Below are 14,102 nucleotides of genomic sequence, written 5' to 3'. Positions count from 1 at the left end.
CAAAACGGCCCTGTAAGAACAGGGCCGTTTTTGTATCTACTCATACAACACTAGATAAGCAAGACGCCTACACTCTTCTATACAGTTAGTGGCTTAATGCACCTAAGGGTAACAGAGGAAGCATAAAAGGTGCCCAAATTATCGACTCCACTAAGTTAGGAGCCATACGCAACTCACCTTCCATATAGCGCAACTCAGCTTTTATAGGTTCAGTAAACGTAGTCATTACTGTAGACGACGGAAGCACATCCGCCACAACCACGCCTTGCTCTATCTTCCATTGCTTTGTGTACAACGTATCTGTATCAACTAGCGCCTTTGCTAAGGCGGGAATATTGCGCACAAAACTATATGCATCTGGCTTAAAAATCTCAAACTGGTAAATATTCAGCAGTTCTACCTTGTCCGCCTCTGACAAATTAGTAGCGGGAATATATAGAAAAAACCTAGCTTTTGCACCCTGGTTAGAAAACACCTCAACTATCGCTGAACGATGAGCTATCTTCTGCCCAAGAGGTGTTTCCAAAAACTGTAATAATGGAAACAGCTCTGTTTTAGCAAAGCCATACGTAGGAGATGGATCAGCTACTAGATATAGCGCACTATCATCCTCACCCCAAGCAGTCAGTTGTATCTGCTCTTTCTTGCTAGGCGTATACGTACTAGAGCAACCCATTAAACCTGCTAGTACGACTATCAGACCATATCTAATCACTCAACCATTACTCGCTTGTTATAGAGACTCATTATGAGTTCAACTAGAGCTGTAACTATAACAACTCTTAGGCAGAGTATGCAGGTGGTCTATGCTAAAGAGAAGCTGGCTCAACAGGCAGCGTAGTAATAGTGCCTGGTAATTAGCAGAGCGCTAACGTTGATCTCTACACATAACACGCCTCAGCAAGCGATGTAGAGCCGTAGAGCAGCCCGTAATGGGTATGTGAGTTGTATTGTGTGTGTTTTGAACAGGCAATAAAAAAGCCCCGCATCGGTTGGATGCGGGGCTTTTGGTGTAAGAGCCTGACGATGACCTACTTTCACACACGAATATGCACTATCATCGGCGCAAAGGCGTTTCACGGTCCTGTTCGGAATGGAAAAGGGGTGGTTCCACCTTGCTATGGTCGTCAAGCGTAACTGGCTTGCTCACATGCTTCACACGAAGCATGTCAACTAAATCTGGAATTAGCACAACTACATCAACAGTATGATGCAGTGTTTCATGTTTGGGATTGCGTTATTGTACTGCTAAATTTGTTTGAACGACACTTAAAACTTATAACCTTAAGAGTTATAGGATCAAGCCGCACGGGCAATTAGTACTGGTTAGCTACGTGCATTACTGCACTTCCACACCCAGCCTATCAACGTCCTGGTCTAGAACGACCCTTTAGGGGAATCAAGTTCCCGGGATACCTAATCTTCAGACGAGTTTCCCGCTTAGATGCCTTCAGCGGTTATCTCTTCCGTACTTAGCTACTCGGCAATGCCATTGGCATGACAACCGATACACCAGCGGTACGTCCACTCCGGTCCTCTCGTACTAGGAGCAGGCTCCGTCAAGTATCCAACGCCCACGGCAGATAGGGACCAAACTGTCTCACGACGTTTTAAACCCAACTCACGTACCTCTTTAAATGGCGAACAGCCATACCCTTGGGACCGGCTACAGCCCCAGGATGAGATGAGTCGACATCGAGGTGCCAAACACCGCCGTCGATATGAACTCTTGGGCGGTATCAGCCTGTTATCCCCAGAGTACCTTTTATCCGTTGAGCGATGGCCCTTCCATACAGAACCACCGGATCACTATGTCCTACTTTCGTACCTGTTCGACTTGTCAGTCTCACAGTCAAGCACGCTTATGCCATTGCACTATCAAGACGATTTCCGACCGTCTCTAGCGTACCTTCGAACTCCTCCGTTACACTTTAGGAGGAGACCGCCCCAGTCAAACTGCCCACCATGCACGGTCCCCGATCCCGATAAGGGACCTAGGTTAGAACCATAAACAGACCAGGGTGGTATTTCAAGGTTGACTCCACGCGAACTAGCGTCCACGCTTCAACGTCTCCCACCTATCCTACACAGGCCGGTTCACAATCCAATGCAAAGCTACAGTAAAGGTTCATGGGGTCTTTCCGTCTAGCCGCGGGTAGATTGCATCATCACAACCACTTCAACTTCGCTGAGTCTCAGGAGGAGACAGTGTGGCCATCGTTACGCCATTCGTGCAGGTCGGAACTTACCCGACAAGGAATTTCGCTACCTTAGGACCGTTATAGTTACGGCCGCCGTTTACCGGGGCTTCGATCAAGAGCTTGCACCCCATCACTTAACCTTCCGGCACCGGGCAGGCGTCACACCCTATACGTCCACTTTCGTGTTTGCAGAGTGCTGTGTTTTTAATAAACAGTCGCAGCCACCGATTCACTGCGGCCCTTTCATGCTTTGCGCGCAGGCGCATCACACTACCGGGGCATACCTTCTCCCGAAGTTACGGTATTAATTTGCCGAGTTCCTTCTCCTGAGTTCTCTCAAGCGCCTTGGAATATTCATCCCGTCCACCTGTGTCGGTTTGCGGTACGGTCTTGTAAAGCTGAAGCTTAGAGGCTTTTCTTGGGACCACTTCCAATCAGTTTAGAGCCGTAGCTCTATCCAGTGACATCCTTGAATTCCGCGCCCGGATTTGCCTAAGCGCCTTCTTCGATGCCCCAACGGAGATATCCAACACTCCGATGACCTTCTGCAATCCGTCCCCCCATCGCACTTTACAACGGTGCGGGAATATTAACCCGCTTCCCATCAGCTACGCATCTCTGCCTCACCTTAGGGGCCGACTCACCCTGCGCCGATGAACGTTGCGCAGGAAACCTTGGACTTACGGCGAGGGGGCTTTTCACCCCCTTTATCGCTACTCATGTCAGCATTCTCACTTCTGATACCTCCAGCATTCCTTACGGAACACCTTCGCAGGCCTACAGAACGCTCTCCTACCACGCACAGTAAACTGTGCATCCGCAGCTTCGGTAACTGGCTTAGCCCCGTTACATCTTCCGCGCAGGACGACTCGATCAGTGAGCTATTACGCTTTCTTTAAAGGGTGGCTGCTTCTAAGCCAACCTCCTGACTGTCTATGCCTTCCCACTTCGTTTCCCACTTAGCCCGTTTTAGGGACCTTAGCTGGCGGTCTGGGTTGTTTCCCTCTTGAGTCCGGACGTTAGCACCCGGTGCTCTGTCTCCCGTACTGTACTTGTTGGTATTCGGAGTTTGCCATGGTTTGGTAAGTCGCTATGACCCCCTAGCCAAAACAGTGCTCTACCCCCAACAGTAATATACGAGGCACTACCTAAATAGTTTTCGGAGAGAACCAGCTATCTCCAGGCTTGTTTAGCCTTTCACTCCAATCCACAGTTCATCCCCTAATTTTTCAACATTAGTGGGTTCGGTCCTCCAGCACGTGTTACCGTGCCTTCAACCTGACCATGGATAGATCGCCTGGTTTCGGGTCTACACCCAGCGACTGAATCGCCCTATTCGGACTCGCTTTCGCTACGCCTCCCCTATTCGGTTAAGCTTGCCACTGAATGTAAGTCGCTGACCCATTATACAAAAGGTACGCAGTCACACCACAAGGGTGCTCCTACTGTTTGTATGCATGCGGTTTCAGGATCTATTTCACTCCCCTTCCGGGGTTCTTTTCGCCTTTCCCTCACGGTACTGGTTCACTATCGGTCGATCACGAGTATTTAGCCTTGGAGGATGGTCCCCCCATATTCAGACAGGATTTCACGTGTCCCGCCCTACTTATCTAACGCCTAGTACCACCGATTTGATTTCGCTTACGGGACTATCACCCACTACGGTAAAACTTTCCATTTTTTTCAGCTATCAAATCGACTATCACGTTAAGGCTGGTCCGGTTTCGCTCGCCACTACTTCCGGAATCTCGGTTGATTTCTTTTCCTCAGGTTACTTAGATGGTTCAGTTCACCTGGTTCGCTTCGCTACACCTATGTATTCAGTGTAGGATACAGTATCGCTACTGTGGGTTTCCCCATTCGGACATCTACGGATCAAAGCTTGTTTGTCAGCTCCCCGTAGCTTTTCGCAGACTACCACGTCCTTCATCGCCTGTGATCGCCAAGGCATCCGCCGCATGCACTTATTCGCTTGATCCTATAACACTTAAGGCTACAGGATTATGAGTTTTAGCAATTGTGCCGTTCATCAAGTTTGCTTGGATTCGATTTTACTCGAATTCAAAAAAGAACTTTGTTTGAACAAAATTGTTGATTTGCAATCACAACCCGTCTATTCATACAGCCAACAATTAAGTTGGTGTATACATGAATACACTTCGTTGTGCTTTTTCCAGATTGTTAAAGAACATAACCAGCGATGAGCTTTATCAGCCCAACGAGTAACACTGTCATCAACAATGCTATTCGTTAAACTGTCAGTACCCAAGCAACTCGACATTTCAAGCTGCACTTCACTGCATTTCATGACCAAACTTCAATCACCACCGTAAAAATCTTGGTGGAGGATGACGGGATCGAACCGACGACCCCCTGCTTGCAAAGCAGGTGCTCTCCCAGCTGAGCTAATCCCCCGTGGTATTCGTGGTGGGTCAAGTTGGAATCGAACCAACGACCCCCGCCTTATCAAGACGGTGCTCTAACCGACTGAGCTACTGACCCAATTCGTTACTGCTTCGTTGGTGACTACCTTGGTCATGAACTTTCTAACAGCCAATAAGTGTGGACGCTTTCGCTTTGTGAACCTTCGCTCTTAAAGGAGGTGATCCAGCCGCACCTTCCGATACGGCTACCTTGTTACGACTTCACCCCAGTCATGAATCCCACCGTGGTAAGCGTCCTCCTTACGGTTAGACTACCTACTTCTGGTGAAACCCACTTCCATGGTGTGACGGGCGGTGTGTACAAGACCCGGGAACGTATTCACCGCGGCATTCTGATCCGCGATTACTAGCGATTCCGACTTCACGCAGTCGAGTTGCAGACTGCGATCCGGACTACGATCGGGTTTATGAGATTAGCTCCCCCTCGCGGGTTGGCGACCCTCTGTCCCGACCATTGTATGACGTGTGAAGCCCTACGCATAAGGGCCATGAGGACTTGACGTCATCCCCACCTTCCTCCGGTTTGTCACCGGCAGTCTCATTAGAGTGCTCTTTCGTAGCAACTAATGACAAGGGTTGCGCTCGTTGCGGGACTTAACCCAACATCTCACGACACGAGCTGACGACAGCCATGCAGCACCTGTGTTCCAGTTCCCTTGCGGGCACTCCTAAATCTCTTCAGGATTCTAGACATGTCAAGCGTAGGTAAGGTTTTTCGCGTTGCATCGAATTAATCCACATCATCCACCGCTTGTGCGGGTCCCCGTCAATTCCTTTGAGTTTTAATCTTGCGACCGTACTCCCCAGGCGGTCAACTTCACGCGTTAGCTGCGCTACTAAGGCCTAACGGCCCCAACAGCTAGTTGACATCGTTTAGGGCGTGGACTACCAGGGTATCTAATCCTGTTTGCTCCCCACGCTTTCGTACCTGAGCGTCAGTATTATCCCAGGGGGCTGCCTTCGCCATCGGTATTCCTCCACATCTCTACGCATTTCACTGCTACACGTGGAATTCTACCCCCCTCTGACATACTCTAGCCAGGTAGTTAAAAATGCAGTTCCAAGGTTGAGCCCTGGGATTTCACATCTTTCTTTCCTAGCCGCCTGCGTACCCTTTACGCCCAGTAATTCCGATTAACGCTTGCACCCTACGTATTACCGCGGCTGCTGGCACGTAGTTAGCCGGTGCTTATTCTACAGGTACCGTCATCTTCAGAGGTTATTAACCCCTGCTATTTCTTCCCTGTCAAAAGTGCTTTACAACCCGAAGGCCTTCATCACACACGCGGGATGGCTGGATCAGGGTTTCCCCCATTGTCCAAAATTCCCCACTGCTGCCTCCCGTAGGAGTCTGGGCCGTGTCTCAGTCCCAGTGTGGCTGGTCGTCCTCTCAAACCAGCTACGGATCGTCGCCTTGGTAGGCCTTTACCCCACCAACTAGCTAATCCGATATCGGCCGCTCCAATAGTGAGAGGTCTTGCGATCCCCCCCTTTCCCCCGTAGGGCGTATGCGGTATTAGCCACTCTTTCGAGTAGTTATCCCCCGCTACTGGGCACGTTCCGATACATTACTCACCCGTCCGCCACTCGCCACCAAGAGAGCAAGCTCTCTCGTGCTGCCGTTCGACTTGCATGTGTAAAGCATCCCGCTAGCGTTCAATCTGAGCCAGGATCAAACTCTTCAGTTTAATCTCTGTATATTTGCCTTAAGTAACCGAAGCTACCTAAGACGGAGTAATTCGTACTCAAAGAAATTTAGAGTTGTTTGCACAAGGCAAAAACCTAATTTTCTTTATGTGAGCACTTGTCAATTTAGTTGGCGAACCTTCGTGAGAAGGTTGGTCCACTCATTCCAAGCGCCCACACTTATCGGCTGTTAAATTTTTAAAGAACACTTGCTACCGAAGTAGCTAGTCGCTGCCGTTGCAGCTAAACCAGAGAAGTGAAATTATGAAGTATTTTGTTTTTGGTGTCAAGCGTTTTTTTCAAAACATTTAAAACCGAAACCACCTCAAAACCCACTCACAAAAATTAACTCTCAAACCTGAAAACTAAGTTTTGTGCTCTTCAGCAAAGAAAGAAACTTTAACATGGTTTTTTAAAACTTGTCAAGATTTATTTTCTTGCCGTTTCACCCTTTCGGATGAATCGCAACCTCCCGCAGAAGACCGCTGCCTTGTAAAGCAAACTGCTTTTCAAACAAGGGAGTGAACTATAGTCCTTTTCCCTGATGCCTGTCAAACGTTTGTTTTACTTGGCTTTCGTTGTTTGATCGTGGGATCCACCTAGGGAAAACCCGTATGTCTTGCAACGAAGAAACGAAACTATAGCACCATCAATCACAGCCACACAAGCTATTTATGACAAACAAATGAAGATTTTATGAAGATATTTTCAAACACCCATCAATTCAATGACTTACGGTTTGAAATATTTTCGAGGGACCAAAAACCCCAACCAGAGAACCTGCTCTGAACCCATTTCCACCCCCATCTATCTATCTATCTATCTATCTATCTATCTATCTATCTATCTATCTATCTATCTATCTATCTATCTATCTATCTATCTATCTATCTATCTATAGCAACTGCCTCACAACTCTCAACCACCTCTCCCCTAACAAGCAATCGCACACCGGTAGTTAATACATCGAAATGCTGCGCAAAGACTTACTCCTCTACAGACAGAAGGATGACTAACAACACCAGGATCACCCAATCGTGCCATTACTTACTACATAGATCTGCAGCAACACCAGTTCATGCATCACAAACATCAGTATGCTCTATCTATATAGCTAGAGTTAAACCACCTCTATATATAAAGCACATATCACGCCCCCTCTTTTCTCTTCCACAAACTCCTTTCTTTTTAGGCCACCAGCGCATCTGCTCTCTGAGCAACAGCTCAGGCAAACGGCATCGAACCAATCATCATGAACAAAAATTCCTGCCATTCCTTGCCTCGTACCGGAGTCATACTCACATCGCTCTATATAAGAATAGTCACCCCCTGCACTCCACCCACCGTTCTCATTAGAAAGAAGTCATTAACTCACTCTTATTTTCCGACTGACTGACTGAAGAAGAAGAAGAAGAAGAAGAAGAAGAAGAAGAAGAAGAAGAAGAAGAAGAAGAAGAAGATGAAGATGATGCGGAGGAGAGTGAGGATAGTTACCTGCTGCATGGCGACCCAGTAGATCAGCAAAGTACCAGCAACCTATACGCTCACAAACCAAACCCTGGCGAAATACTGTCCCACTAACTATATATAGAGACATTCACCTCTCCACCCTCACACGTTATTGAAAGCTCCGTTTCAACACCACTCTATATATAGATAGAACAATGACACGCTAAACATCGTCCACACTTGCGGGCCAAGCCAGACACCTTCTTCATATACATTACCCACCAACTATCAGTACAATCACACGGGTATATTTTGCCCATAAAAAAAGGGCTCTATATATAGAGCCCTTTTTTTATCAGTATTTCACATCAGATGTACAACGCGCTTTACCAACCTAATCACCCACATTGCACGCGCACACCTATCTACATTAGGCTTTCTTCAATCTGCCTCGAAACTGCTCACGGAACTTGCGTAGCTTAGGTTCGATAATGACTCGACAATAACCCTGCTGTGGATTTCGTTCGTAATATTCGTGATGCACCATTTCTGCTGACCAAAAACGGCTGGCAGGACGCAACTGCGTAACGACTGGTTTAGATAATAGCTGCGTCACTTTCTGAATCATTGCCTCAGCCTGATGACGCTGCTGTTGGGATTGATAAAAAATCACCGACGCATACTGCGCCCCCACATCATTACCTTGTCTATCTAGCGTGGTGGGATCGTGTATGGCGAAAAACACCGCCAACAACTCCTCAAAGTCTATACGCTGTGGATCAAAGCGGATTTGCACCACTTCAATATGACCTGTATGCCCTGCGCAGACCTCTTCATAGCTAGGGTTTTCCAGTTTGCCGCCCGCATAACCTGGCAACACTTGTTCAACACCATCTAATTGTGCGAATGCTGGCTCCAGACACCAGAAGCACCCGCCACCTAACAGAGCGGTTTCTATTTGCCTGTCTTCATGCTTGTCCATAACTCCTCTCCTGTACTAATCATCACCCTATACATGTGAGCGAGCCACGCACAGATAATAGAGCTGACCAATAAAGCTAAAGCGTTAGCTTCCCTCTTATGATACCTAATCTGTAGAGGCGTTAAAGCCCAGTCGGCACTTTCAGACTAAATTCTTGTCAGCGCCATGATGAGTAGCAAGATGATGAACTACACAGCGCCTATTCCCCATCTTTGCAGATAGCTTAGGCTCGCACCCTATACTGTGTACAAAAAATATTATTCTTTATTAATTTTTATAAATTGCCACTAACTACCAATAATTAAAAAATCATAATCTATAAAATTTATTATATTTATTGGCGGATATACTTTTTACTATATTTATAATTCTTGGTCCTATATCATTTTCAATTTTATCTTTACTTAATATAAACTCAGCCGCACAGCAGTCTATAACCATATAGTTTCCATCTGCGTCAATAAATGGCACAGCCACTCCGTTAATACCCTTTTTCCATTCCCCTGTGGATACACAAAAGCCACGCAGCCTATAGTCTTGCAACGCTTGCATGATTCCTTCTTCAGTTTTCGCCCAACCGTGTAAATCTAGGTCTCGTAATTGTGCTAACACAGTATGACGCTGAGTCTCGGGTAGACCCGCCAAATAAGCCCTACCCATAGAGGTGCTAGCCAACGGCAAGCGTACACCCACATCACTATGACGCGACTCCAACACCGAACTACCACGTATGCTATCTATGCATACCATGCTCTGCCTATCACCCATTCCTACAGACACGGTAATTTGTGCATATTCTGCTAAGCGTTGCAACAACGGCCTAAGTTTATCGCGCACAGGTAAGCTGGATAAAAACACATGCCCCAAAGACACTACGCCTATGCCTAATGAGTACTTGGAATGCGTTGGCGAAAACTCCAAGTATCCCAACCTCACCAACGTACCGGCCAATCTAGCCACTGAGGGTTTCGGGATACCTGAGCGCCTAGATAACTCGGCCACCCCTACGAAGCGCTCATCTGCACCAAAACACCTCAACAACTCAAAGCCTCTGCCCAGTGCATATACAAAATTGCGCTCTTTAGGACTATCTGCCAGCCTAATAAAATCGTTCCCCTTATAATCCCTCTTCATATGGATGATCCCGTAATTATTATCAATTCATTCTTTCACCCAAATAAATTTACAGTCAATAAAAATACCATTTTGTTCCACCTATCAAAACAAAATCCTCTAAAGTTTTGCTAGATGGAACTTTATTTTTTTACATAATCATTACCCTTACCCCCCATCAACCACCTCCACTACATATTTGCTATTTCAACCCACAAACTTCATAAAAATAAAATCAAGATCCAACGCAAAAATAGCACATCATTTTCTTATATAAATATCAGATATTCCCTATATCCAACCACCTCTACCTACCATCATCCCGCTTTTACCAATACACCAGCCATCCCAAAGCGCTTGCAAACCATAGGCAACGTTACCAATGAAGTTTTTTATCCATCCGTAACGGTTCTAACTACTGTGGATAACTACTACGTGTAATAGCAGGGAACGAGTGCCATAAACATCTGTCATAATGGTTACTGCCCATCTGACCAGCCATCTCATGCATGGCTTTTGCCGGACCCACACTTAAACACACTATGCTTGTACACCCACAGTTCAATCCCATTGCTCTACAACTTGGCCCCATATCCGTTCATTGGTATGGCTTGATGTACTTAACTGGCTTTGCATTGGTATGGCTATTAGGTACAGCACGTATACGCAAGGGATTGGCTCCGGTAAACCGCCAAGGTTTAGAAGACCTGATTTTCTACTGTGTAGCCGGTGTAATTTTGGGTGGACGCTTAGGCTATGTACTGTTCTATAAACCAGCCTATTACTTGCAGCACCCACTAGAGATTTTCTACGTCTGGCAAGGCGGCATGGCCTTTCACGGTGGACTGTTAGGTGTATTGGCCGCCATGGCTCTTTTTGCGTATAAGCGAAAAATCAGCTTTTTCACATTGAGTGATTTTCTTGCTCCTCTGGTTCCGCTAGGCTTAGCAGCTGGCCGATTAGGGAACTTCATCAATGGAGAACTGTGGGGAAGAGCCAGTTCTATGCCATGGGCAATGGTGTTCCCTCAAGCACAAGACGGTATTGCACGACACCCATCACAGTTGTATCAAATGGCTTTAGAAGGCATATTGCTGTTTATTATTCTTTGGATATACAGCAGCAAGCCTCGCGCCACAGGAAAAATTAGCGGGCTATTTTTAATAGGATACGGTTTTTTCCGCTTTATCGTTGAGTACACCCGTGAACCAGATAGTTTCTTGGGCTTGCTAACAGCCGGCCTTTCCATGGGCCAGCTGTTATCACTACCGATGATACTGATAGGCCTGTTTATTTTCCTCCGAGCAGGTAAACAGAACCATTCACCGACACACTAACTTGCTCTGTACCACTTTCTAGCGGCATGCTCTCTGAACTCATCGCTTTGAATGAGCCAGCGTCAGCCGCCATCGCACGCATCATTGGCGGGCGGTAATAACCGCCTGAACCACCTACGTTTACTTCATTCAAACGGAAATCTGTATAGCCCATACTAGATGCAATTTGCTTGGCACGGCTTTGGAACCGTTTGATTGCGTCTTCGGTTAGAGCCTCCTCATGCCGGGCACGCTCCTCTGGGGATACAGAGAAGCTCAGACCAGCAATAGGCATATCTTTAGAAACTTTAGCTGCTAATTCACTGGCTGCAGGTATGTTAGTGGACTCCAACTGCACCTCGGCACGACCTCTCCAACCCGTAATAACGCCTTTTCTATCACTGTTTGGATAAATACGGTAGTTGCCACTACTGACCTTCACTACCTCTTGTTTACGCCCCTCGGCCAACACAGCTTCTAGCGCTTCACGTAATTTTTTATCGACGTTTGCTTGCTGGGCATCATCAAACTCCGCAGCCAGATAAATCGTCACGGTGTCTTGCTCTACCTCAGCAAACGCTTCGGACTGTAGACTGATGACAGGCGGACGCTGTAGTGCTTTAGAGGTTTCTTCCTCATTTGCCATCGCGCTTAATGGCAAGGTCAACATCCCATATGCAGCCAAGATTGCCGCTGCAGCTTTTTTGGGAGAAAGGGTTCGTTTAGTCCGCATAGAAACTCCTTAACAAAAAAAGCCCGTTGCAAAATGCAACGAGCTTTGAAAAATTGCCCCACCTGTGCCGTCAAGGCTGGCATCCTGGGAACCGAGGGTCCAAAGATTGGCCGCCATCATATAAGTTTCGGGTTCGCTATCTTGTAGCGATCGCTCCTGCTTATAAATCCAGCGACCTGAATGCCATAAGCATTGGTTCAAGGAATATATAGCCACGTCACGAACACGGCAGGGACTTACTGGGTGATCCATCGCCATATAAAGCATGGATCGAATCTTTAACGAGCTACAGCCTCTGGACCAACAACTTGATCAATCAACTGATGCATGTCTTCTATTTTACGCTTGAAATCGCCTAATGCAAGGTTACTAAGTGGGCCATCCGGGGCGCGCAATGTCAGGAACTCTAAAGCCAACTGTATAGCAACCATGGTAGCGATACGTTCGTTGCCTGCTATTTTACCGCTATCTTGCACACGCTTCATACGTTTTTCTACATGTGCCACTGCAGATAACAAATCTGCTTTCTCGGAAGGCGCACAAGCCAAGGTGTATTCGCGCCCTAACAGAGTGATATTAATACGTTCCATGTCTTATTCCTGCTCGATATGCCCGGGCAAACGTTGCAACACAGCGGTGACTTGATCACGCGCTTGCTCAGCAACCTGACGCAACTCTTGGTTATGGCCTAAGCTAAGTTCCAGTTGGTCCCTAAGCTTCTGAGCTTCATCTTGATGCTGAACCAGCTCTACAAAAAGAGCTTCTTGCACTTGTTCTGCCTGTTTGCGTGCAGCATCAACGTCGGCTTGATGTCGTACCGAGATTTCTGCCATGGATGCATAGTCGGCTTGCTGCTTGTCTAACTGTTCTCGTAGCGACGCGCACTCCCCTTCTAGGGTTTTTATGCGTGACAATAGAACGGACCGCTCAGACTTGAGTTGGGTGGCGTACGCGGCCAACGCACTAAGTCTGTCGGCTAGATGGTTAAGATCCTGGAGCATAGTTATGTAGTAGACGAGTAGTCAGAACCATTCAAAACATGTGCACATCATAACCCTGAACAGCCAAGCTAATGCTAAAAAAGTCTGTTCAAAGCAAAAATCGCCCTGATGCCACACCTTACAATTATTCTAAACTGGACAGAAATGCCTTCACACAGGCATGATCGTAACCCTTAACCTTTTCACTCGTAAATCCCTAGCATTGCAGCCTCACTAGGAGTTCTCCATGCCCTCTATACAGAAAAAAATGTATGCCCCGCTAACCTCCGCAAAAGTAGCCTTTATAGGTTTAGGGGTAATGGGGTTCCCGATGGCTGGCCACCTTGCACAAGCAGGCCACCATGTCACCGTGTACAACCGCACGCACAGCAAAGCGCTGGCATGGCAAGCCGAGTTCGGCAACCATGTCGCCACCACGCCCGCCGAAGCAGCAAGTGATGCCGACTTTGTGATGTTCTGTGTGGGTAATGACGATGACCTGCGTGAAGTTATTCAAGGTGAGAATGGCGCTTTGCTGCACGCTAAAGCAGGTAGCCTATTTATTGATCACACTACCGCTTCTGCTAACGTCGCCCGTGAAATGGCCACAGTTTGTGCAGAAAAATCGGTAGGCTTTATGGATGCGCCTATCTCTGGCGGCCAAAGCGGTGCTGAAGCTGGCAAGCTCAGTATCATGTGCGGTGGATCTGATGCCAACTTTAAAAAAGCTCTGCCTTATCTGGAACACTACGGCACCATCATCGAACTGTTGGGCGACACTGGCTCTGGTCAGTTGTGCAAAATGGTGAACCAAATTTGTGTGGTCAGTGTGATTCAGGGGTTAGCAGAAGCCTTGGCATTCGGTGAAAATGCCGGATTGGATATGCAACGTGTCGTTAAAGTGATTGGCGGCGGCGCTGCGTCTAGCTGGCAAATGCATAACCGTAGCCAAACTATGCTGGATCGCGAGTTTGATTTTGGCTTCGCCGTTGACTGGGTACGCAAAGACTTAGGCTTAGTTCTCAACGAAGCCCGCAACAATGGCGCTCGCTTGCCTATCACTGCCTTGATTGACCAACTGTACGCACAAGTACAAGAGCAAGGTGGGGGCCGATTAGATAGCTCTAGTCTGATTACCCTGCTTGGGAAATCGCAAGCCCCACAATCATAAATAAAAAAAGCGACACACCCTCAGGTG

Annotated in this window: 8 protein-coding genes, 2 tRNA genes, 3 rRNA genes, 1 other RNA gene and 1 pseudogene; 2 read left to right on the top strand and 13 right to left on the bottom strand. The window is 47.3% G+C overall.

From position 1 onward, the window contains the following. Positions 1 to 85: 85 nt before the first annotated feature. The 9 genes and pseudogenes from AC3QL0_RS02875 to AC3QL0_RS02835 all read right to left on the bottom strand — a co-directional run. Entirely contained in the window at positions 86 to 676 is a 591-nt protein-coding gene (locus AC3QL0_RS02875) for a hypothetical protein (protein WP_493009999.1), read from the bottom strand. A 342-nt stretch (positions 677 to 1,018) separates the two neighbouring features. Further along, a 5S ribosomal RNA gene (gene rrf / locus AC3QL0_RS02870) occupies positions 1,019 to 1,132 on the bottom strand. A gap of 163 nt (positions 1,133 to 1,295) precedes the next feature. Continuing rightward, positions 1,296 to 4,179, bottom strand: a 23S ribosomal RNA gene (locus tag AC3QL0_RS02865). A 361-nt stretch (positions 4,180 to 4,540) separates the two neighbouring features. Beyond that, a tRNA-Ala gene (locus AC3QL0_RS02860) sits at positions 4,541 to 4,616 on the bottom strand. 10 nt (positions 4,617 to 4,626) lie between these two features. Next, positions 4,627 to 4,703 (bottom strand) — tRNA-Ile (locus tag AC3QL0_RS02855). 93 nt (positions 4,704 to 4,796) lie between these two features. Continuing rightward, positions 4,797 to 6,333: ribosomal RNA gene (locus tag AC3QL0_RS02850) — 16S ribosomal RNA — on the bottom strand. Together the 16S, 23S and 5S rRNA genes with 2 tRNA genes alongside form the textbook arrangement of a ribosomal RNA operon. Positions 6,334 to 8,210: 1,877 nt before the next feature. Beyond that, a complete protein-coding gene (msrA, locus tag AC3QL0_RS02845) occupies positions 8,211 to 8,762 on the bottom strand; it encodes a peptide-methionine (S)-S-oxide reductase MsrA (protein ID WP_493009998.1) in 552 nt (183 codons plus the stop codon). Positions 8,763 to 9,071: 309 nt separating this feature from the next. After that, positions 9,072 to 9,620 carry an IclR family transcriptional regulator gene (locus AC3QL0_RS02840; RefSeq protein WP_493010931.1) on the bottom strand — a complete coding sequence of 183 codons (549 nt, stop codon included), beginning with the start codon at positions 9,618 to 9,620 and terminating at the stop codon, positions 9,072 to 9,074. Between the two features lie 66 nt (positions 9,621 to 9,686). Next, positions 9,687 to 9,896 (bottom strand): annotated as a pseudogene (locus AC3QL0_RS02835) (helix-turn-helix domain-containing protein); the annotation flags it as partial. Positions 9,897 to 10,417: 521 nt separating this feature from the next. Here AC3QL0_RS02835 and lgt point away from each other — a divergent pair. After that, entirely contained in the window at positions 10,418 to 11,212 is a 795-nt protein-coding gene (lgt, locus tag AC3QL0_RS02830) for a prolipoprotein diacylglyceryl transferase (protein ID WP_493009997.1), read from the top strand. Here the strand turns inward: lgt and AC3QL0_RS02825 are convergent. The 4 genes from AC3QL0_RS02825 to AC3QL0_RS02810 all read right to left on the bottom strand — a co-directional run bounded on the left by AC3QL0_RS02825 (position 11,166) and on the right by AC3QL0_RS02810 (position 12,838). Next, positions 11,166 to 11,924, bottom strand: a complete 759-nt coding sequence (locus AC3QL0_RS02825) for an SIMPL domain-containing protein (protein ID WP_493009996.1) — start codon at positions 11,922 to 11,924, stop codon at positions 11,166 to 11,168. The two genes, lgt and AC3QL0_RS02825, sit on opposite strands and share 47 nt — an antisense overlap. Positions 11,925 to 11,975: 51 nt before the next feature. Further along, positions 11,976 to 12,162, bottom strand: a non-coding RNA gene (ssrS, locus tag AC3QL0_RS02820) — 6S RNA. Positions 12,163 to 12,202: 40 nt separating this feature from the next. After that, on the bottom strand, positions 12,203 to 12,514 hold the full coding sequence (locus AC3QL0_RS02815) for a cell division protein ZapA (protein WP_493009995.1): 312 nt from the start codon (positions 12,512 to 12,514) through the stop codon (positions 12,203 to 12,205). 3 nt (positions 12,515 to 12,517) lie between these two features. After that, positions 12,518 to 12,838 carry a hypothetical protein gene (locus AC3QL0_RS02810; protein ID WP_493009994.1) on the bottom strand — a complete coding sequence of 107 codons (321 nt, stop codon included), beginning with the start codon at positions 12,836 to 12,838 and terminating at the stop codon, positions 12,518 to 12,520. Positions 12,839 to 13,151: 313 nt separating this feature from the next. Between AC3QL0_RS02810 and AC3QL0_RS02805 the strand changes: the two genes are divergently transcribed. Further along, positions 13,152 to 14,075, top strand: a complete 924-nt coding sequence (locus AC3QL0_RS02805) for an NAD(P)-dependent oxidoreductase (protein WP_493009993.1) — start codon at positions 13,152 to 13,154, stop codon at positions 14,073 to 14,075. The last annotated feature ends 27 nt before the right edge of the window (positions 14,076 to 14,102 follow it).

Source organism: Paenalcaligenes sp. GW821-LYS-B07-1 (assembly GCF_058803365.1).
Note: the sequence above shows the minus strand (reverse complement) of the source record. Positions and strands in the feature narration are given on the sequence as shown.

Bases quoted from the DNA above. Each gene is read 5' to 3' on its own strand.
- msrA (WP_493009998.1), bottom strand. From the start codon at position 8,762: ATGGACAAGCATGAAGACAGGCAAATAGAAACCGCTCTGTTAGGTGGC.
- AC3QL0_RS02875 (WP_493009999.1), bottom strand. From the start codon at position 676: ATGGGTTGCTCTAGTACGTATACGCCTAGCAAGAAAGAGCAGATACAA.
- AC3QL0_RS02825 (WP_493009996.1), bottom strand. From the start codon at position 11,924: ATGCGGACTAAACGAACCCTTTCTCCCAAAAAAGCTGCAGCGGCAATC.
- lgt (WP_493009997.1), top strand. From the start codon at position 10,418: ATGCTTGTACACCCACAGTTCAATCCCATTGCTCTACAACTTGGCCCC.
- AC3QL0_RS02805 (WP_493009993.1), top strand. From the start codon at position 13,152: ATGCCCTCTATACAGAAAAAAATGTATGCCCCGCTAACCTCCGCAAAA.
- AC3QL0_RS02815 (WP_493009995.1), bottom strand. From the start codon at position 12,514: ATGGAACGTATTAATATCACTCTGTTAGGGCGCGAATACACCTTGGCT.